The 19,492-nt window shown below is 68.6% G+C and carries 21 protein-coding genes; 4 read left to right on the top strand and 17 right to left on the bottom strand.

What is annotated here, in order from left to right; translation table 11 throughout:
* Positions 1 to 32: 32 nt before the first annotated feature.
* From GFK26_RS00370 to GFK26_RS00315, 12 genes are all read right to left on the bottom strand, one after another.
* The gene (locus GFK26_RS00370; protein WP_153280356.1) at positions 33 to 764 is read right to left on the bottom strand and encodes an ABC transporter ATP-binding protein; all 732 of its coding nucleotides are present in this window, start codon (positions 762 to 764) and stop codon (positions 33 to 35) included.
* Entirely contained in the window at positions 761 to 2,659 is a 1,899-nt protein-coding gene (locus GFK26_RS00365; protein ID WP_153280355.1) for an ABC transporter permease subunit, read from the bottom strand. The genes GFK26_RS00370 and GFK26_RS00365 overlap by 4 nt, the downstream gene beginning before the upstream one ends.
* Positions 2,656 to 3,684: a branched-chain amino acid ABC transporter permease gene (locus GFK26_RS00360; protein ID WP_153280354.1), complete on the bottom strand. Its 1,029-nt coding sequence runs from the start codon at positions 3,682 to 3,684 to the stop codon at positions 2,656 to 2,658. Before GFK26_RS00360 ends, GFK26_RS00365 begins: the two co-directional genes overlap by 4 nt.
* Positions 3,685 to 3,909: 225 nt before the next feature.
* On the bottom strand, positions 3,910 to 5,055 hold the full coding sequence (locus GFK26_RS00355; protein ID WP_099795395.1) for an ABC transporter substrate-binding protein: 1,146 nt from the start codon (positions 5,053 to 5,055) through the stop codon (positions 3,910 to 3,912).
* A 52-nt stretch (positions 5,056 to 5,107) separates the two neighbouring features.
* Positions 5,108 to 6,202 (bottom strand): 1,2-phenylacetyl-CoA epoxidase subunit PaaE, encoded by a 1,095-nt coding sequence (gene paaE, locus GFK26_RS00350; RefSeq protein WP_153280353.1) that lies wholly within the window; start codon positions 6,200 to 6,202, stop codon positions 5,108 to 5,110.
* Positions 6,203 to 6,214: 12 nt separating this feature from the next.
* The gene (paaD, locus tag GFK26_RS00345) at positions 6,215 to 6,745 is read right to left on the bottom strand and encodes a 1,2-phenylacetyl-CoA epoxidase subunit PaaD (RefSeq protein WP_153280352.1); all 531 of its coding nucleotides are present in this window, start codon (positions 6,743 to 6,745) and stop codon (positions 6,215 to 6,217) included.
* Entirely contained in the window at positions 6,742 to 7,521 is a 780-nt protein-coding gene (gene paaC / locus GFK26_RS00340) for a 1,2-phenylacetyl-CoA epoxidase subunit PaaC (protein ID WP_153280351.1), read from the bottom strand. Before paaC ends, paaD begins: the two co-directional genes overlap by 4 nt.
* Positions 7,522 to 7,537: 16 nt before the next feature.
* Positions 7,538 to 7,834, bottom strand: a complete 297-nt coding sequence (gene paaB, locus GFK26_RS00335; RefSeq protein WP_056578133.1) for a 1,2-phenylacetyl-CoA epoxidase subunit PaaB — start codon at positions 7,832 to 7,834, stop codon at positions 7,538 to 7,540.
* Positions 7,831 to 8,841, bottom strand: coding sequence for a 1,2-phenylacetyl-CoA epoxidase subunit PaaA (gene paaA / locus GFK26_RS00330; RefSeq protein WP_153280350.1), 1,011 nt, complete (start codon positions 8,839 to 8,841; stop codon positions 7,831 to 7,833). The genes paaB and paaA overlap by 4 nt, the downstream gene beginning before the upstream one ends.
* Positions 8,842 to 8,883: 42 nt before the next feature.
* On the bottom strand, positions 8,884 to 10,194 hold the full coding sequence (gene paaK, locus GFK26_RS00325) for a phenylacetate--CoA ligase PaaK (RefSeq protein WP_153280349.1): 1,311 nt from the start codon (positions 10,192 to 10,194) through the stop codon (positions 8,884 to 8,886).
* Between the two features lie 13 nt (positions 10,195 to 10,207).
* A complete protein-coding gene (gene paaI, locus GFK26_RS00320; protein ID WP_099795401.1) occupies positions 10,208 to 10,657 on the bottom strand; it encodes a hydroxyphenylacetyl-CoA thioesterase PaaI in 450 nt (149 codons plus the stop codon).
* 1 nt (position 10,658) lies between these two features.
* Complete coding sequence (locus tag GFK26_RS00315; protein WP_153280348.1) at positions 10,659 to 11,462, bottom strand: enoyl-CoA hydratase-related protein; 804 nt, start codon at positions 11,460 to 11,462, stop codon at positions 10,659 to 10,661.
* A gap of 149 nt (positions 11,463 to 11,611) precedes the next feature.
* Here GFK26_RS00315 and GFK26_RS00310 point away from each other — a divergent pair, with 149 nt between their 5' ends.
* A complete protein-coding gene (locus tag GFK26_RS00310; protein ID WP_101493132.1) occupies positions 11,612 to 12,214 on the top strand; it encodes a phenylacetic acid degradation protein PaaY in 603 nt (200 codons plus the stop codon).
* A gap of 71 nt (positions 12,215 to 12,285) precedes the next feature.
* Positions 12,286 to 12,936 (top strand): TetR/AcrR family transcriptional regulator, encoded by a 651-nt coding sequence (locus GFK26_RS00305; protein ID WP_153280347.1) that lies wholly within the window; start codon positions 12,286 to 12,288, stop codon positions 12,934 to 12,936.
* On the opposite strand, the gene GFK26_RS00300 is transcribed toward GFK26_RS00305, so the two are convergent.
* The gene (locus tag GFK26_RS00300; RefSeq protein WP_228121857.1) at positions 12,918 to 13,721 is read right to left on the bottom strand and encodes an SDR family NAD(P)-dependent oxidoreductase; all 804 of its coding nucleotides are present in this window, start codon (positions 13,719 to 13,721) and stop codon (positions 12,918 to 12,920) included. The two genes, GFK26_RS00305 and GFK26_RS00300, sit on opposite strands and share 19 nt — an antisense overlap.
* Positions 13,722 to 13,874: 153 nt before the next feature.
* Here GFK26_RS00300 and GFK26_RS00295 point away from each other — a divergent pair, with 153 nt between their 5' ends.
* On the top strand, positions 13,875 to 14,468 hold the full coding sequence (locus GFK26_RS00295) for a TetR/AcrR family transcriptional regulator (RefSeq protein WP_153280345.1): 594 nt from the start codon (positions 13,875 to 13,877) through the stop codon (positions 14,466 to 14,468).
* Here GFK26_RS00295 and GFK26_RS00290 read toward each other — a convergent pair.
* From GFK26_RS00290 to GFK26_RS00275, 4 genes are read right to left on the bottom strand one after another with little or no spacing between them, the layout of a single operon-like run.
* The gene (locus GFK26_RS00290; RefSeq protein WP_153280344.1) at positions 14,452 to 15,489 is read right to left on the bottom strand and encodes a VWA domain-containing protein; all 1,038 of its coding nucleotides are present in this window, start codon (positions 15,487 to 15,489) and stop codon (positions 14,452 to 14,454) included. The two genes, GFK26_RS00295 and GFK26_RS00290, sit on opposite strands and share 17 nt — an antisense overlap.
* Complete coding sequence (locus GFK26_RS00285) at positions 15,486 to 16,481, bottom strand: DUF58 domain-containing protein (protein WP_153280343.1); 996 nt, start codon at positions 16,479 to 16,481, stop codon at positions 15,486 to 15,488. Before GFK26_RS00285 ends, GFK26_RS00290 begins: the two co-directional genes overlap by 4 nt.
* The gene (locus GFK26_RS00280; protein ID WP_153280342.1) at positions 16,462 to 17,487 is read right to left on the bottom strand and encodes an AAA family ATPase; all 1,026 of its coding nucleotides are present in this window, start codon (positions 17,485 to 17,487) and stop codon (positions 16,462 to 16,464) included. The genes GFK26_RS00285 and GFK26_RS00280 overlap by 20 nt, the downstream gene beginning before the upstream one ends.
* Positions 17,488 to 17,507: 20 nt before the next feature.
* On the bottom strand, positions 17,508 to 18,506 hold the full coding sequence (locus tag GFK26_RS00275) for a S1C family serine protease (RefSeq protein ID WP_153280341.1): 999 nt from the start codon (positions 18,504 to 18,506) through the stop codon (positions 17,508 to 17,510).
* An 88-nt stretch (positions 18,507 to 18,594) separates the two neighbouring features.
* Here GFK26_RS00275 and GFK26_RS00270 point away from each other — a divergent pair, with 88 nt between their 5' ends.
* Complete coding sequence (locus GFK26_RS00270) at positions 18,595 to 19,455, top strand: TatD family hydrolase (protein WP_153280340.1); 861 nt, start codon at positions 18,595 to 18,597, stop codon at positions 19,453 to 19,455.
* Positions 19,456 to 19,492 lie beyond the last annotated feature (37 nt).

The raw sequence follows: 19,492 nt of genomic DNA, 5'->3' as shown, positions 1-19,492 counted from the left end.
CCGGAAGGGGAGGGAGGAAAACGGGGGCAGCGTCATTTCTTGTTCCCGATGCCCAGGTAGGTATCGATGATTCGTTGGTCGTGCAGCAGATCGCCGGCATTGCCTTCGAGCGCTACCGCGCCCATCTCGAGCACGTAGGCGCGGTCGGCCACCTGCAGCGCGGCGCGGGCGTTCTGTTCCACCAGCAGCACCGAGACGCCGTGCTTGCGCAGCTGCGACACCACGCGCAGCACCTCGCGCACGACCAGCGGGGCGAGGCCGAGCGAGGGCTCGTCGAGCATCAGCAGGCGCGGGCGCGCCATGAGCGCGCGACCGATGGCCAGCATCTGGCGCTCGCCGCCCGAGAGCGTGGAGGCCATCTGCGGACGGCGTTCCTTCAGGCGCGGAAAGATCTCGAAGATCTCGTCCATGCGCGCGCGTTGGTCGCGCTTGCCCTTGCGCCACTGGTAGAAGCCGCCGAGCAGCAGGTTGTCTTCGACCGACATCTCGCCGAACAGCTCGCGCCGCTCGGGCACCAGCGCCACGCCGCGCGCCACCATGGTCTCGACGCCGGGACGCGCGATGCGCTCGCCGTCGAGCGACAGCTTGCCGCTCGACACCAGCAGGCCCATGGCCGCGCACAGCAGCGTGGTCTTGCCGGCGCCGTTGGGGCCGATCACGGTGACGATCTCGCCTTCGTTCACGTGCAGGCGCACGCTGTGCACCGCCTCCACCGAGCGGTAGGCGACGCAGAAGTCGTCCAATTGGAGAATGGGATGGCTCATCGGGCGTCCTCCAGCAATTCGTCGTCGGCGCCGCCCAGGTAGGCCTCGAGCACGCGTGGGTTGGCCTGCACTTCGGCCGGCGTGCCGGTGGCGATCACGGTGCCGAACTCCAGCACGGTGATGCGGTCGGCGAGGTTCATCACGAACTCCATGTCGTGCTCCACCACGAGGATGCCCAGGCCTTCGGCGCGCAGCTGGCCCAGCAGTTCGGAGAGCGCACGCTTTTCAAGATGGCGCAGGCCGGCGGCGGGTTCGTCGAGCAGCAGCACCGAGGGCTGGCCGGCGAGCGCGCGTGCGATCTCGACGACGCGCTGCTGCCCCAGCGAGAGCGACGCGGCCGGCGTGTCGGCATGCGCGCCGAGGCCGCAGCGCTCGATCTGCTTGCGGGCTTCGGCCATCAGCGCGGCTTCTTCGGCGCGGTCCAGCCGCAGCATCGCCGCGAGCCAGCCGCGCTTGGCGCGCAGGTGCGCACCGAGTGCCACGTTTTCGACCACGCTGCGCTGGCCCAGCAGGCGCACGTGCTGGAAGGTGCGGCCCAGGCCGCGCGCCGCGAAGGCGCGCGAGGGGCGGCCCGACATGGCATCACCTTCGAGCCGAACCTGGCCCGCGCTGGGGTCGTCCACGCCCGAGATCATGTTGAAGAAGGTGCTCTTGCCCGCGCCGTTCGGGCCGATCAGCGCGTGGATCTCGCCGGCCTTCAGCGTCATCGAGATGTCGTTGTTGGCGATGAGGCCGCCGAAGCGCTTGCTGACCGCGTCGGCCTGCAGCAGCATCGTGCCCGCCGCAGGCAGCACGCGCTGCGCGAGCTGCGCCGCCGGGGCCGTTGACGAACCGGCCGCGGGGGCCTTGGCCACCGGCCGCACCCATCGGCTCACCAGCCGCGCCAGCGTGGGCCACAGGCCGTCGGCAAAGCGCTGCAGCACGAACAGCATCAGCAGGCCGAACACCACCACCTCGAAGTTGCCGCTGGTGCCCAGCAGCGCGGGCAGGATGTCCTGCAGCTTCTCTTTGAGCAGCGTGATCAGCGTGGCGCCGAGCACCGCGCCCCACAGGTGGCCTGCGCCGCCGACCACCGCCATGAACAGCATCTCGATGCCGATGTTGAGGTTGAAGGGCGTGGGGTTCACGAAGCGCTGCATGTGCGCGTAGAGCCAGCCCGACACGGCCGCCAGCAGTGCGGCCAGCACGAACAGCTTGATGCGGTGACGCGCCGTGTCGACGCCCATCGACTCGGCCATGAGCCGGCCGCCCTTGAGCGCGCGGATGGCGCGGCCTTCGCGCGAGTCGAGCAGGTTGTGCAGCGCCCACAGCGCCAGCAGCAGCACGGCCCAGATCACCACGCCGAGTGCGCGCGGCGAGGCCAGCGAGATGCCCGCGACCACCAGCGGCGGCACACCCGTGATGCCGGTCTGGCCGCCCAGGAACTCCATGTTGCCGAGCAGGAAGTACAGGCTCAGGCCCCAGGCGATGGTGCACAGCGGCAGGTAGTGGCCCGACAGCTTGAGCGTGACCGCGCCGAGCGCCCAGGCCAGCGCGAAAGTCAGCACCAGCCCGAGCAGCAGGCCGAGCCATGGCACCAGCGCCGAACCGGCGATGCCGCCGAGCCAGCCCGCGGCGGTGGGCGAGGTGCAGATCCACGCGGTCGCATACGCGCCCATGCCGACGAACGCGGCCTGGCCGAAGGAGGTCATGCCGCCCACGCCGGTCAGCATGACCAGGCCGGCGGCCACCAGCGCATACAGGCCGATGTTGCTGAGCACCGCGACCGTGAAGTCGGGCAGCCAGCCCCAGGCCAGCGCGAGCGCGACGATGCAGACCAGCGTGAGCGTGCGCGGCGTGATCAGCGGACGGCCCGCGTGGGCCGTGGTGGAGGAGGTGGTGGGCGACGCGCTCATTCCTCGTCCTCCACGTGGTGGCTGCGCAGCGAACGCCACCACAGCACCGGAATGATCAACGTGAACACCAGCACCTCCTTGTAGGCGCTGGCCCAGAACGAAGAGAAAGCTTCCAGCAGGCCGACCAGCAGCGCGCCCGCGAGCGCCAGCGGGTAGCTCGCGAGCCCGCCGACGATGGCGGCCACGAAGCCCTTCAGGCCGATGAGAAAGCCGGTGTCGTAGTAGACCGTGGTGATCGGTGCGATCAGCAGGCCCGACACCGCGCCGATGAGCGCCGCGAGCGCAAAGCTCAGGTCGCCCGACAGCTCGGTGGGAATGCCCGAGAGCCGTGCGCCCACGCGGTTGATGGCAGTGGCGCGCAGCGCCTTGCCGACCATGGAGCGGCCAAAGAACCAGAACATGGCAATCACCAGCAGCAGCGTGACGCCGACCACCACGATCGACTGGCCGCTCACGGGGATGCCGCCGATGTCGAAGCGCACATCGGAGAACGGCGTGGTGCGCGAACCTTCAGCGCCGAAGAAGAACAGGCCCAGGCCGACCAGCACGCCGTGCAGCGCGACCGAGACGATCAGCAGCATCAGCACCGTGGCGTCGGCCAGCGGACGGTACGCCAGGCGATAGAGCAATGGCCCCAGCGGCGCGATCAGCACCAGCGTGGTGATGGCCTGCATCGTCATCGACGTGGGCTTGACGCCCAGCACCAGCACCGCGGCAACGGCCGGGAAGGCCACGCACCACGTGAAGGCCGAGCGCCAGTCGATCGTTGCGCCGCGCTTCCAGCGCCACACCTCCACGACGAGCGCCATGGCGCCCAGCGCCACCAGCAGCCACAGCGTGGCCGGCGTGCGCCCGCCCTGCAGCGCGGCCATCGAGAGCGCACCGAAGGCGACGAACTCGCCCTGCGGAATGAAGATCACGCGCGTGACCGAAAACACCAGCACCAGCGCGAGCGCCATCAGTCCGTAGACCGCGCCGTTCACGATGCCGTCCTGCCCGAGCAACAGGGCAATCTGCAAGTCCATATGAAAACCTTCGGGCGGGGCCCGTGTGTCGAGTCAGTGTCTGTTGCCAGCGCCGTTGGTCGCGCGCGCTGTTTTCTGTCTGCGTCTGCGTTGCATTGCTCCTTCCCCCTCTGGGGGAAGGTTGGGATGGGGGCAGCCACTGCGTTCAAGGCTGCGCGGCATTCAAAGCCGTCGTGCCCCCACCCCGGCCCTCCCCCAGCGGGGAGGGAGCAAGTCAGAGAACGCTCAGGGCTGGTACTTCCAGGCGCCGTTTTCGATCTTCACCATCACGCGCGCGCGCTGGTCCAGGCCCAGGTGGTCGGCTGCCGTCATGTTGAACACGCCATGCGCGCCCGACACGTCCTTGGTCTGCTCGAGCGCATCGCGCAGGGCGGCGCGGAACTCGGGCGTGCCCGGCTGGGCCTTCTTCAGCGCGACCGGCACGGCCGAGCTCATCAAGAGGCCCGCGTCCCAGGCGTGTGCGCCGAAGGTCGAGACCGTGCCCTTGCCGTAGGCGGCTTCATAGGCGGCGACGTAGGCGAGCGCAGACTTCTTCACCGGGTTGCTGGCGGGCAACTGGTCGGCCACGAGCACCGGGCCGGCCGGCAGGAAGGTGCCGTCGACGTCCTTGCCGCCCACGCGCAGGAAGTCGGCATTGGCCACGCCGTGCGTCTGGTACATCTTGCCGGTGTAGCCGCGCTCCTTGAGCGTCTTCTGCGGCAGCGCGGCCGGCGTGCCGGAACCTGCGACGAGCACCGCGTCGGGCTTGGCCGACATGAGCTTCAGCGCCTGGCCGGTGACCGAGGTGTCGGAGCGCGCATAGCGTTCGTTGGCCACGATCTTGATCTTCTTCAGCTCGGCGGCCTTCGCGAATTCCTGCGACCAGCCTTCGCCGTACGCGTCGGAGAAACCGATGAAGCCGACCGTCTTCACGCCGTTGGCGGCCATGTGCTCGGCGATGGCCAGCGACATCATGATGTCGTTCTGCGGCGTCTTGAAGACCCACTTCTTCTTGGCGTCCATCGGCTCGATGATGCGGGCCGAGGCGGCCACCGAGATCATCGGCGTCTGCGCTTCGCTGGCCACGTCGATCATCGCGAGCGAGGCCGGCGTGGTGGTCGAGCCCAGGATCACGTCGACCTTGTTCTCGGCGATCAGCTTGCGCGTGTTGTTTACCGCGGCCGTGGTGTCGGAGGCATCGTCCAGCACGATGTAGTTGATCTTCTGCCCGCCGATGGTCTTGGGCATCAGCGAGATGGTGTTCTTCTCGGGGATGCCGAGCGACGCCGCCGGCCCGGTGGCCGAGATGGTCACGCCGACGTTGACGTCGGCCCAGGCCGAGAGGGCCGTGGCGCACAGGGCGGCGATCAGCAGGGGCTTGAAGAATGTCATGGTTGGTTTGTCTCCGGGTTGGTATGGGAAAGGCCGAGGGAAACGCGAGCGTTCAGCGCTCGTCGAAAGACAGCGTGACGCGCTCGGTCAGGGGGTGGGCTTGGCAGGTCAGCACGAATCCCGCGGCCACTTCATTCTTGTCGAGCGCAAAGTTTCTTTCCATGCGGACTTCCCCGTCCACACACTTCGCGCGGCAGGTGCCGCACACGCCCGAGGTGCACGAGAACGGCACCTCGAGCCCGGCCGCCGACGCCGCATCCAGGATGCTGGGCTGGCCCTCGGTGTAGGTGATCTCGCGCTGCAGGCCGTCGCGCACGATGGTCACGCGCGCCTGCTTGGCGTCGCCCGGCTGCGCCTCGTGCACCACCGCGCCGACCTGGTTGGCGGACGTGGCCGACGGCAGCGCGACGCCGAAGCGCTCGATGTGGATGCGGTCTTCGGGCACGCCCGCGGCGAGCAGCGCGGCCTCGGCCTCGTCGTTCATCTGGAACGGGCCGCACACGTACACCTGGTCGATCTGCGCGGCGGGCACCACCGAGGCCAGGAACTCGCCGATCTTCTCGCGGTTCATCACGCCGAAGCCCAGCGGCGAATCGGTGTGCTCGTCGGAGAACACGTGCTGAAGCACGAGGCGCGTCATGTAGCGGTTCTTCAGGTCCTCGATCTCTTCCTTGAACATCGTGGACTGCAGCTGGCGGTTGCCGTAGATCAGCGTGAAGCGGCTCATCGGCTCGCGCGCCAGCACGGTCTTCATGATCGACAGGATCGGCGTGATGCCGCTGCCGCCCGCAATGCCCACATGGTGCCGCGCGGCCTCGGGTTCGATGGGCACGAAGAAGCGGCCTTGCGGCGCCATCACCTGCAGGCTGTCGCCGGGTTGCAGGTGCGCGTTGATCCAGTTGGAGAACACGCCGCCGCGCACCTTGCGCACGCCGACGCGCAGCTCGCCGTCGTCGATGCCGGCGCAGATCGAATAGGAGCGGCGCAGGTCCTGGCCGTCGATGTCATGGCGCAGCGTGAGGTACTGGCCCTGCGTGAAGCCGAAAACTTGCTGCAGGTCGGCCGGCACCTCGAACGAGACGATGACGGCCTCGTGCGTGTCGGGCTCGATGGCCTTCACGCGCAGGGGGTGGAAGAGGGTGCTCATCGTGGGCGTGCCTCAGATAGGCTTGAAATGTTCGAAGGGTTCGCGGCAGGCCATGCAGCGGTAGAGCGCCTTGCAGGCGGTCGAGCCGAAGGCCGAGAGCCGCTCGGTGCGCTCGCTGGCGCAGCGTGGGCAGGCGATGCGCTCGCCGGCCATGCGGCCGAAGAGCTTGATCGGCACGGCGGTGTTGGCGGCCTGCTCGGGCGTGAGGTGGGCGGGCGGCGCGATGCCGTAGGCCCTGAGCTTGTCGCGGCCTTCGTCGCTGATCCAGTCGCTGGTCCAGGCGGGGGCGCGGCGCAGCGTGGCGCGGGCGCGGCCCAAGCCGGCGTTCTGGATCGCGGCCAGCACGTCGTGCTCGATGGCTTCCGTCGCGGGGCAGCCGGAGTAGGTCGGCGTGAGCACGATCTCGAGGCCGTCGTCGTGCTCGATCACCTCGCGCACGATGCCCAGGTCGCAGACCGACACGGCCGGCACCTCGGGGTCGGGCACGGTGTGCAGTACGGCCCATGCCGCATCGACACGCGATGCCAACACGTTCGTGGTCACCACACGCCTCCAGGGAAGCTGCGCTGCAGGTGCTGCATCTCGGCCAGGATGTAGCCCATGTGCTCGCTGTGCACGCCATGCTTGCCGGTGCTGCGGAAAGCGGCTTCCTTCGGCATGGCGAGGCCGGCCGCGTCGAGCACCTGTTGCATGTCGGCGAGCCAGGGCTCGCGCAGTTCGCTCCAGGCCGGGCCGAGGCCGCTGGCGCTGGCTTGCGCATCGACGTCGTCGCTTTCGAACAGCTCGGGCACGTAGAGCCACAGCTGCTTGAGCGCCTTCTCGGTGCGGCGGCGCGATTCGTCGGTGCCGTCGCCCAGGCGCACGACCCAGTCGGCCGAGTGCTGCTGGTGGTAGCGCGCTTCCTTCAGCGCCTTGCCGGCGATGGCGGCCACCTCGGCGTCGCTCGATGCAGAGAGGCGCTGCCACAGCAGCTTGAGCAGCGTGGCGACCATGGTGTTGCGCAGCACGGCAAAGGCGAAGTCGCCGCGCGGCAGCTCGACCAGCGTGAGGTTGAAGTAGTCGCGCTCGTCGCGCAGGTAGGCGAGCTGGTCTTCGTCGTGCGCGCGGTCAGCGCCTTCGAGCTTGCCGGCGTGCGTGAGCACCGCGCGGGCCTGGCCGACGAGGTCGAGCGCGATGTTGGCCATCGCGATGTCTTCTTCGAGCACCGGTGCGTGGCCGCACCATTCGCCCAGGCGCTGCGCGAGCACGAGGCAGGTGTCGCCGATGCGCAGCAGGTAGTGCACGGCGGGCGTGCGGTTCAGTTCGATCGAGGCTTGCATGGCGTGCCGTCCTGGCTCACATGTGGTCCACGGACTTGGGCAGTGCGTAGAAGGTGGGGTGGCGGTAGACCTTGTCTTCGGCCGGGTCGAAGAACATGTCCTTGTCGCCCGGGTCGCTGGCCACGATCTGGTCGGAGCGCACGACCCAGATGCTGCTGCCTTCCTGGCGGCGCGTGTAGACGTCGCGCGCCATCTGGATCGCCATCTTCGGATCGACCGCGTGCAGGCTGCCGCAGTGCTTGTGATCGAGGCCGGCCTTGCTGCGCACGAACACTTCCCACAGGGGCCACTCTTGCTTCACTTCGGTGCTCATGCTGCTTCCTTCATCGGTTGTTTGTTGGCGTGGGCGAGGGCGGCTTCGCGCACCCAGGCGCCGTCGTCCCATGCATCGACGCGGGCCTGCAGGCGTTCGCGGTTGCAGGGGCCGTCGCCGGCGATCACGCGCCAGAATTCGCTCCAGTCGATGACGCCGAAGTCGTGCGACTGGCGTTCTTCGTTCCACTTGAGATCAGGGTCGGGCAGGGTCACGCCGAGGATCGCGGCCTGTTCGACGGTGGCGTCGATGAACTTCTGGCGCAGCTCGTCGTTGCTGAAGCGCTTGATGCCCCAGCGCATCGACTGCGCCGAGTTGGGCGACTGGTCGTCGGGCGGGCCGAACATCATGATCGAGGGCCACCACCAGCGGTTGACCGCGTCCTGCACCATCGCCTTCTGCGCGTCGGTGCCCTGCTTCATCATCGTCAGCAGGGCTTCGTAGCCCTGGCGCTGGTGAAAGCTTTCTTCGCGGCAGATGCGGATCATGGCGCGCGCATACGGTGCGTACGAGCAGCGGCAGATCGGCACCTGGTTCATGATGGCCGCGCCGTCGACCAGCCAGCCGATGGTGCCCATGTCGGCCCAGCTGAGCGTGGGGTAGTTGAAGATCGAGCTGTACTTGGCCTTGCCCGTGTGCAGCGCGTCGAACATCTGGTCGCGCGAGGTGCCCAGCGTTTCGGCGGCGGCGTACAGGTAGAGGCCGTGGCCGCCTTCGTCCTGCACCTTGGCCAGCAGGATCGCCTTGCGCTTGAGCGTGGGCGCGCGGCTGATCCAGTTGCCCTCGGGCAGCATGCCGACGATTTCGGAGTGCGCGTGCTGGCTGATCTGGCGCACCAGCGTCTTGCGGTAGTGCTCGGGCATCCAGTCTTTCGCCTCGATGAAATCGCCGGCGTCGATGCGGGCGTCGAAGCGTTCCTCGAGACGCAGCTCGTCGGCGGAGCGCACGGCCTTCTGCTTGCCGTCGCCTGCGTCCTTGCCCATCGTGTCCATGGCCTGGGTGTACATGTGCGTGTCCTTTCGGTGCGGTGTGTGGGGCGCGCGGGCGGCTCAGCGCGGGCGCGTGTCGATCACGCGGCGGGCCTTGCCGGTCTGCGTGCGTTCCATTTCGTCGGGGCCGTGCACGACCACGCGGGTGGAGATGCCGATGAGCGTCTTCACGCGGTGCTGCACCCAGTCGGAGATGGCGGTGCGGTCGGCCGCGGGGGCCTCGTGCGGTGTGAGTTCGCAGTGCACCTCGACCTGGTCGAGCAGGCCTTCGCGGCTCACGCGCACCTGGTACAGGCCGGTGAGCGCGCTGTGCGCGAGCACGATCTCTTCCACCTGCGTGGGAAAGACGTTCACGCCGCGGATGATCATCATGTCGTCGCTGCGCCCGACGATCTTGCCCATGCGGCGGAACGACCGCGAAGTGGGCGGCAGCAGGCGCGTGAGGTCGCGCGTGCGGTAGCGCACGATGGGCATGGCCTCCTTGCTCAGCGAGGTGAAGACGAGTTCGCCTTCTTCGCCGTCGGCCTTCAGTTCGCCCGTTTCGGGGTCGATGATCTCGGGGTAGAAGTGGTCTTCCCAGATGACGGGGCCGTCCTTGCTCTCGACGCATTCGCTGGCCACGCCCGGGCCCATCACTTCGGAGAGGCCGTAGATGTCGACGGCGTCGATACCGGCGCGCGTCTCGATGTCGCGGCGCATGGCCTCGGTCCACGGCTCGGCGCCGAAGATGCCGATCTTGAGCGAGCTGTCTTTGGCGTCGAGGCCCTGGCGCTCGAACTGCTCGATGATCACCTGCATGTAGCTGGGCGTGACCATGATGATGTCGGGCTTGAAGTCCTGGATGAGCTGCACCTGCTTCTCGGTCTGGCCGCCCGACATCGGGATGACCGTGCAGCCCGCGCGCTCGGCGCCGTAGTGCGCGCCCAGGCCGCCGGTGAAGAGGCCGTAGCCGTAAGCCACGTGGATCATGTCGCCCGGCCGTCCGCCCGCTGCGCGGATCGAGCGCGCCACGAGGTCGGCCCAGGTGTCGATGTCGTTCTTGGTGTAGCCCACCACGGTCGGCTTGCCGGTGGTGCCCGACGACGCGTGGATGCGCGCCACCTGCGTGCGCGGCACGGCGAACATGCCGAAGGGGTAGTTGTCGCGCAGGTCGGTCTTCACCGTGAACGGGAACTTCGACAGGTCGGCCAGCGACTTCAGGTCGTCGGGATGCACGCCCTTCGCATCGAAGGCCTTGCGGTAGTGCGGCACGTTGTCATAGGCGTTGCGCAGCGTGGCGCGCAGGCGCGTGAGCTGCAGCGCGGCAATCTCGTCGCGGCTGGCGGTTTCGATCGGGTCGAGGTCGCCGGGGGCGGGGCGTTTGACGGTCATGGTGTGTGTCTCCTCAGGCGGCGGGTACGGCGGGCCGGCCCTTGGCCGTGTAGGAGCGGCCGCGGAACATCGCGATGCGCTCGCCGCGCTGGTTGGTGATTTCGGTGTCGTACACGCCGGTGCGGCCCGCCTTCGACACTTCGAAGCAGCGCGCGGTGAGCACGTCGTCCTCGCGCGCCGGCGCGAGGAAGTCGATGGCGAAGCCCGAGGCCACGGTCAGCTCGTTGTACGAGTTGCAGGCGAAGGCGAAGGTGGAGTCGGCCAGCGTGGCCATGAAGCCGCCGTGGCAGATGGCGTGGCCGTTGAGCATGTCGGGGCGCACGCGCATTTCGAGCGTGGCCTGGCCGGGGCCGACCTCGACGATGCGCATGCCCAGGCCCTTGCTGGCGTTGTCGTTCGCGAACATGCCGTCGCGCACGTACTCGGCGGTCTGTTGCGGGGTGCGGGAGGAAGCGTCGGTCATCTCAGCGGTCCTTGAACACCGGGGCGCGCTTGGCGCGGAAAGCCTCGACACCTTCGCGGTAGTCGTCGGCATGGCCCATCTCACGTTGGATGCGCGCTTCTTCGGCAAGTGCCGCGCCGAGGTCGAGGTTCTGCGCGGCGGCCATGGCCTCGCGGGTGGCGACCAAGGCGCGTGTCGGCATGCCGGCCAGGCGCGAGGCCAGCGCGGCGGCGGTGTCGGCCAGGGCCGCGTCGTCCACGCACTGCCAGATCAGGCCGATGCGCGCGGCTTCTTCGGCGGGGAGCTTGTCGCCCAGCATCGCGATGCCCAGCGCGCGCGCCGGGCCCACGAGGCGCGGCAGCAGCCAGGTGCCGCCGGTGTCGGGCACGAGGCCGATCTTGGTGAAGGCCTGGATGAAGCTGGCCGAGCGGCCGGCCACGACGAGGTCGCAGCACAGCGCGAGGTTGGCGCCCGCGCCGGCCGCCACGCCGTTCACGGCGGCGACGACCGGTACCGGCATCGAGCGCAGGCGCGCGACCAGCGGGCCGTAGTAGGTGGAGATGACGTGGCCCAGGTCCTTGGGCGCGGCGCCCGGCGTGGGGTCGGGCGCGACCGACGGGTCGGCCAGGTCCTGCCCGGCGCAGAAGGCGCGGCCGGCGCCGGTGAGCACCACGCAGCGCACGTTGCTGTCGGCGGCAGCGGCTTCGAGCGCGGCCAGCAGTTCGGCGTGCAACCCGGTCGTGAAGCTGTTGAGTGCCGCGGGGCGGTTCAGGCTCAGCGTACGGACGGCGCCGCTGTCGCTGATGAGTACCAAAGGCTCAGTCATGCGTGTCTCTTTCATCCTTTGTGGGGCCGGATCGGCAGGCAAACACTATTGACCGACCGTTCGGTTGATTTTAGGATCGACCTCGATTCCGGCACAAGCGGGGTGCCTTCAGGGCAAACCCTGAGACTCGCAAAAAACAAGGAGACCGAATGCCCAGCTATTCCATCGACGGTGTGATCCCCGTCGTCGACCCGAGCGCCTACGTGCATCCCACGGCCGTGCTGATCGGCGACGTGATCGTCGGACCGCACTGTTATGTGGGCCCTTGCGCCAGCCTGCGCGGCGACTTCGGCCGCATCGTGTTGCAGGAGGGCTCCAACGTGCAGGACCACTGCTGCATCCACGGCTTTCCCGACAACGACACGGTGGTGGAGGTCAACGGCCACATCGGCCACGGCGCGATCCTGCACAGCTGCATCGTGCGGCGCGATGCGCTGGTCGGCATGAACGCGGTGGTGATGGACGAGGCCGAGGTGGGCGAGCAGGCCATCGTTGCGGCCTGCGCCTTCGTGCCCGCCGGCATGAAGGTGCCCGCGCGCTCGCTCGCGGCGGGCATTCCGGCCAAGGTGCGGCGCGAACTCAGCGACGAAGAGATCGCCTGGAAGCTCGAAGGTACGCACACCTACCAGGCGCTGACGGTGCGCAGCCTGGCCAGCCTGCACGAGGTGGCGCCGCTCGCCGAGGTGGAAAAAGACCGGCCGCGCCTGCCCGCCACCGACGTGAAATCGTTGATCGCCACCCGCCGCGGGTAGCCCTGCGGCTTCATGCAAGATCGAGCCTGCTGCACGCCAGCAACCGACAGACAACCCAGGAAGAAGACCCGATGCCGCGTGGAAGATCCGCCACCTACGACGACCAGCGCGAACTGATCCTTGCGCAGGCCGCCCAGCTGTTCGCCCGCCGTGGCTACCCCGCGACCTCGATGAACCAGGTCGCCGAGGCCTGCAACCTCTCGAAGGCCACGCTCTACCACTACTACAAGGACAAGAGCAGCCTGCTCATCAGCATCGCCGAGACGCATGTCTCGAAGCTGGCGGCGCTGGTGGCCGAGGAAGAGGCCAACCCCCACACCGACGAGGAGCGGCTGCGCCGCTTCATCTACCGCATCGTCGAGGAGTACGCCGGCGCGCAGGACGCGCACCGCGTGCTGACCGACGACGTGCGCTTTCTCGAAGCCGAAGACCGCGAGCGCGTGCTCGACCAGGAGCGCGCCGTGGTCGCGGGCTTTGCGCGCGCCGTGTCGGCGCTGCGCCCCGGCGCGCCGAGCGACGAACTCGCCAAGCCGCTGACCATGCTGCTGTTCGGCATGATCAACTGGATGTTCACCTGGATGAAGCCCGGTGGCCGGCTCGACCACGCGGCCATTGCGCCGATCGTGGCCGACCTGTTTTTGGGCGGGGTGGGGGCGGTGAAGCTGCCGGACACCGCGGCAACAACTCCCGCCGCCGCGGCCGATCAGGCCGTTGCCAGGTAGCGCGTTGCCGGCTGGCCGGTCTGCGACGCGCCGAACAGCGCGGCGCCCGCGTCGGTGAACGCCGAGAGCAGCTTCGCCTCGTTCACCGAGGGCAGGGTGATCGCCTCTCCCAGATCGAGCCCGACCAGCGCGGCATCCACGCAGTCTTCGGCGGCCATGACCGTGCCTTCGGCCAGTGCCGACACCGGCACGCCCGACAGCTCCCAGATGTCGGTGGCCGTGGCCGCCGGCAGCACCAGCTGCACCTTCACGCCCGTGCCCGCCACTTCGTCCTGCAGCCCGCGCGTGAAGGCGACCACGAAGGCCTTGGTGCCGCTGTAGATGCTGCTGATCGGCAGCGTGTGGAAGCCCAGCACCGAGCCGATGTTCACCAGCGTGCCGCGGTCGCGCGACTTGAAGGCGGTGAGTGCGGCGCGACTCAGGTGTGCGAGCGCGTTGATGTTCACGTCCAGCATGCTCTGCAGCTGCGCGGCCGTGGTCTGCGCAACGGGCGCGAGCGTGGAAAGGCCGGCGTTGTTGACCAGCAGCGTGATCGACGGGTCGGCAGCCACGGCCTGGGCCACGCGTTCGAGGTCGTCGGGGGCCGCCAGATCGGCGGCCAGCGTCTGCACCTTCACGCCGTAGCTGGCGCGCAGGCCGGCGGCGACTTCTTCCAGCAGTTCGGCGCGGCGTGCCACCAGCAGCAGGTCGTGGCCGCGGCGGGCCAGGCGGTCTGCATAGATCTTGCCGAGGCCGGCCGAAGCGCCGGTGACGACGGCGGTGCCGGGAGTTGCTTGATCGCTCATTTCGAATCCGTTCAAAAAAGATAAGGGGCAGGCCGGAAAAGCCGTTGTCGCTTCAAGCATGATGACCATCATGTTTGAGGTGTCGAAGCATGACGACTATCATGAATAGCGTCAAACGGGGGATCGGATTACCCCGGAACAGAAAGAGGTCAGATGCGATACCCCGCAGCAGAAACCGCCGAAAAGCACCAGAAGATCCTCGAGGAAGCGTCGCGCCTGTTCAAGGAGCGCGGCTTCGGCGTGAGCGTGAGCGAGATCATGAAAGCCACGGGCCTCACGCACGGGCCCTTCTACAACCACTTCGACTCGAAAGAGGCGCTGATGGCCGAGTGCATCACGCACTCCGCGGGGTCCGCGCTCGCCGACCTCGACACGGCCGGCGAAACGCCCGAGGGCATGCGCGCCTACGTGCAGCGCTACCTGAGCCACGAGCACCGCGACGCGCGTGCCGAGGGCTGCCTGATGGCGGCGTTCGCCGGCCAGGCGGGCAACGGCGAAGGCGTGAATGCGTCGTTGACGGCGTACCTGCGGTTGGTCATCGACCGCTTCACGCGCCGCTTTCCGTGGCGTTCGAAAAAGAACGCACGGGGCGATGCGATCCGCACGCTGGCATCGATGTACGGCGGCGTGGTGATGGCCCGCGCGGTGGATGACGAGGCCCTGTCGGAAGAAATCCTGCGCGAGGTGCTGGCCGGCCTTGAGGCCGCGCCAAAACCTCGCGCTCCGCGCGCTAGAGAATCCGGTTGAACCAGAGCAGCGACAGCCCCGCCGACAGCAGCGTGAGCACCGCGGCGGCCAGCGCAAACAGCGCCGACACCTCGGTCTCCTTCTTCTCGACAGTGAGCTTGGAGCTCAGCGTTTCGTAGACCTTCTTCAGGTCGCTCGCGGTGCCGGCGTAGAAGTACTCGGCGCTGGTCTTGTTGGCGATGGCCTTGAGCGTGTCTTCGTCGAGCCGCACGCGCATCGACCAGCCTTCGAAGCCGATGGTTTCGCCGTCGACCGTGCCCACGCCCACCGTATAGATGCGCACGCCGCGGTCGGCCGCGGCCTTGGCGGCATCGAGCGGATCGACGCCGGTGGTGCGCTGGCCGTCGGTCAGCATGATGACGGCGGCCGACGTGAACGAGCCGGGCGCCACGGGCGTGAACTCCTTGAGCTGCTTCTCGTTCTGGTCGATCGCGATGCCGCGCTGGCGGCTCGGCGCGCTGAACTGCGAGATGTCGATGCCCGCGTCGGGGAACAGCGTGGCCAGCGACACCACGATGGCGTTGCCGGTGGCCGTGGCGCGCTGCAGCTGGAAGCTGTCGATGGCCGTCACGAGGTCGTCGTGGTTGGTGGTGGGCAGCTGCGCCACCTGCGCGCTGCCCGCGAAGGCGACGATGCCCACCTTCACGTGGCGCGGCAGGTCCTTGATGAAGCTCTTGGCCGCCTCCTGCGCCGCCACCAGCCGGTTGGGCAGCACGTCGGCCGCGCGCATGCTGCCCGACACGTCCATCGCCAGGATGATGGTCTGCTGGTTCGACGGCAGCACCACCACCGCCATCGGCCGTGCCGCCGCCACGAGCATCGCGGCCATCGCCACCAGGAACAGCAGCGGCGGAATGTGGCGCCGCAGGCTCTGGCCCGGGCCCATGGCCTCGCGCACGATCGACAGGCTCGCGTAGCGCACCGCCATCTTCTTCTTGCGGCGGATCAGCCAGACATACAGCAGCACCAGCAGCGGCAACGCCGCCAGCAGCCAGAGGAATTGAGGCCAGAGGAATGTCATGCCGCCACCATCGCCTTCCCGCCACCCGCCGCAACCCCGCGGACCCGGCGCTTGCGCAGGTCCGCGAATCGCACGATGGCTTCGACCAGGTCGTCGCTGGTCGAGAGTTCGAGGGCGTCGACGCCGGCCCGGGCCAGCGTCTCGCGCAGCGTGGTTTCGCGCTCGGCGGCCAGCCGCGCAAAGCGTTTGCGGAACCCCGCGTCATGGGTGTCGACCCACAGCTGCTCGCCGGTTTCGGCATCGCGCAGCGGCACCAGGCCGAGGTCGGGCAGCTCGAGCTCGAGCGGATCGAACAGGCGCACGGCAATCACTTCATGCCGCTGCACCAGCTGGCCCAGCGGGCGCTCCCAGCCGGGCTCGCTGAGAAAGTCGGACACGACGAACACGGTCGAGCGGCGGGGCATGAGCGAGGCGGCGGAGGTCAGCAGGTCCGACAGGCGCGTCATGCCTTTTTGCGTGGGCGCGGCCTCGGCCTGGTTCGCGCGTTTTTCCATCGCGTGCAGCAGGTGCAGCACATGGCGGCGGCCGGTGCGCGGCGGAATCACGGCCTCGAGGTCGCGGCCGTAGACCAGCGCGCCGACCCGGTTGCCATGCCGCGTGAGCAGCCGCGCGAGCACGCCGACAAAGCCGGCCGAGATCTCGCGCTTGGCCTTCAGGCCCGAGCCGAAATCGACCGAGCGGCTCAGGTCGAGCACGAACCACGCGGACATCTCGCGGTCTTCGGTGAACACGCGCACGTGCGGCGTCTGCAGCCGCGCGGTGACGTTCCAGTCGATGTGGCGCACGTCGTCGTGGTGCTGGTACTCGCGCAGGTCGGCCAGGTCGAGGCCGCTGCCGCGCATCAGCGTGCGGTAGTCGCCCTGCAGCAGGCCGTCGAGGCGGCGGATCACGGTCCATTCGAGCCGGCGCAGTGCGCGTTCGGCCCCGCCGGCTTCGAGCGCGAGCCGTTCGTCGTTCGCGGCCTCGGGGGCCTTACGCCACCAGCTTTTCATGTTCGAGGGGCTTAGGGGGAGCGGGGACGGCCTTCATGATCTTCTCGATCAGCCCGTCGGGCGTGAGCCCTTCGGACAGGCCTTCGTAGGACAGCGTCACGCGGTGGCGCAGCACGTCGGGCACCAGCGCGCTCATGTCTTCGGGCAGCGCGTAGCTGCGGCCGCGCAGCAGCGCCAGGGCGCGCGCGCCTTCGGTGAGGCTGATGCTCGCGCGCGGGCTGGCGCCGAAGGTGATGAAGCGGCGCAGGTCTTTCAGTCCGTGCTTCTCGGGCGTGCGCGTGGCCGACACCAGCTTCACGGCGTACTGGATCAGGGAGGGATCGACGTACACGCGCCGCGCTTCAGCCTGCAGCTCGGCCAGCTGCTCGGTGGTGGCGACCGGCGTGGCCGAGACGGGCGGGCCGATCACGCGCTGCACGATCACGAACTCTTCCTCGTCGCTCGGGTAGTCGACCATCACCTTCATCATGAAGCGGTCGACCTGCGCCTCGGGCAGCGGGTAGGTGCCCTCGGTCTCGATGGGGTTCTGCGTGGCCATCACGAGAAAGGGGCGCGGCACCTTGTGCGTTTCGCCGGCGATGGTGACCTGGCGCTCCTGCATCACTTCGAGCAGCGCGCTCTGCACCTTGGCCGGCGCGCGGTTGATTTCGTCGGCCAGCAGCAGGTTGGCGAACACCGGACCCAGCGAGGTGCTGAACTCGCCCGTCTTCTGGTTGTAGATGCGCGTGCCCACGAGGTCGGCCGGCACCAGGTCGGGCGTGAACTGGATGCGCTTGAACTGGCCGCGCACGGTGTCGGCCAGCGTCTTGATGGTGAGCGTCTTGGCCAGCCCCGGCACGCCCTCGACCAGCAGGTGGCCGCCGGCGAGCATCGCGACCATCACGCGCTCGAGAAAGCGGTCCTGCCCCACGACCACGCGCTTCACCTCGTAGAGGATCTGCTCCATCAGCTCGGCGGTGGCGGGGGCCGTGGTGAATGTGGCGGAGGTCGGGTTTTCTGTGCTCATGCGAAGGGCTTTCGAGGAAATCAGAAAGGCGGTGAGCCGGCCGCGGAGGCGGCGTTCTCGATCGGCACCGCGAAGCCGATGCCGATGAAGGTGCGCTGCTGCGTCGGGTTGAGGATGGCGGTGACGATGCCGAGCACCTCGCCGTCCATGTTGATGAGCGGCCCGCCCGAGTTGCCGGGGTTGGCGGCGGCGTCGAACTGGATCAGGTTACCCAGCTCCTGCTTGCCTTCGGGCGAACGGAAGGAACGCTTCAGGCCCGACACCACGCCGGCCGACACCGAGGGCCCGATGCCGAACGGAAAACCCACGGCGGCCACCTGGTCGCCGGAGCGCAGGTCGGCGGTGGAACGCATGACGGCGGGAATCAGGTCGTCGGGAATCTTCTGCGCCTGCAGCACCGCGAGGTCGTTCTCGGGCTGCACGCCGGTGATGACGGCGGTGGCTTCGAGGCCGTCGGCAAAGGTGACCTTGATCTTCTCGGCGCCGGCGACCACGTGCAGGTTGGTGAGGATCACGCCCTTGTCGACGATCACCACGCCCGTGCCCACGCCGCGCTCGACTTCGCCGGGCGCGGCACCGTCGAGCGGCGCCTCGGGCGGCTTGCCCTTGGCCATGTTGCGGCCGCGCTTCTGGGTCTTGGCTTCGGGCGTGGCCTTTTCGGGGCCGTAGCCGACCACGCGCACCACGGAGGGCCGCACGATGTCGGCGGCCTTGGCGGCGGGCGAGGGGAGGGTGTTGGTCTGCAGCGTGCGCAGCACGGCGGCGTCGATGTCTTTTTGCGTGAGCGCCTTGCCGCCTTGGCGCGGTGCCCAGTAGGCGCCGCCGGCGGCGATGGCGATGCAGCTGACGGTGAGCAGCGCGAAGGCGCGGCGCCCGGGCTGCCAGCGTGCGCGTGGCGGCGGTGGTGTGGCTTGCACGGCCCCGGCCACAGCTGCGGCATCCGCCGGCGACCCGGCCGCCGGTTCTGCGGCCGGTGGCAGCGTGCGGGGCGAGCGGCTGTAGAAAGCGGGCCTGCGCATCGGAGCACCTCCGGCAAAAAAGACGCGTGAAGGAGTTCACAGTAGCACGCTTTCCGCGCCTGTGCATCCCTTCGGGCATCATGGCGCGATGGCTGCGTTTGTCGATACCCACTGTCACCTGGATGCGCCCGAATTCGGTGCGGAGATGCCCACGATCCGCGCCCGCGCCGCCGAGCGGGGCGTGGTGCTGTGCGTCATTCCGGCCGTGGCCGCCTTCAACTTTGCCACCGTGCGCGAGCTGGCGCACACGCAGGGCGACGCCTACGCGCTGGGCATCCACCCGCTGTGCACGGGCGAGGCGAGCGACGCCGACCTGCAGACGCTCGACGCCGAACTGCACGCACGCCGCGACGATCCGCGCCTGGTGGCGGTCGGCGAGATCGGGCTCGACTACTTCGTCGAAGGCCTGGACGCCGATAAACAGGAACGCTTCTTTCACACTCAGTTGCAACTGGCACGCAAGCATGGGCTGCCCGTGCTCATCCATGTGCGGCGCTCGGTCGACAAGGTGCTCAAGCATTTGCGGCAGACCGCGGGCGGTCGGCCGTGGCATGGCATCGCGCACGCATTCAATGGCAGTGAGCAGCAGGCCAACGCCTGCATCGAACTCGGGCTCAAGCTGGGTTTCGGCGGTGCCGTGACCTTCGAGCGCGCGCTGCAGCTGCGCCGCCTTGCATCCACGCTGCCGATGGACGCATTGGTCATGGAAACCGATGCGCCCGACATCCAGCCGCACTGGCTCTACCGCACGCAGGCGCAGCGCGATGCGGGCGAAGCGCAGGGCCGCAACGAACCCGGCGAACTGCCGCGCATCGCCGAAGTGGTCGCGCAATTGCGGGGCATCGACATCGCGTCGCTGGCCGAAAACACCACGCGCAATGCGGTCGCGGCCCTGCCGAAGCTCCAAAGTCTGCTGAACGTGTCGGAGGGGCGTCCGCCCGCCGCGTAGGTCAAGTTCCCGAGTTGCGCCAGCGCAGGCTGCGAGG

Origin of the sequence: Variovorax paradoxus, from assembly GCF_009498455.1 — a bacterium.
Classification (GTDB): Bacteria; Pseudomonadota; Gammaproteobacteria; order Burkholderiales; family Burkholderiaceae_C; genus Variovorax; species Variovorax paradoxus_H.
This window is presented reverse-complemented; position numbering and strand designations above follow the sequence as displayed.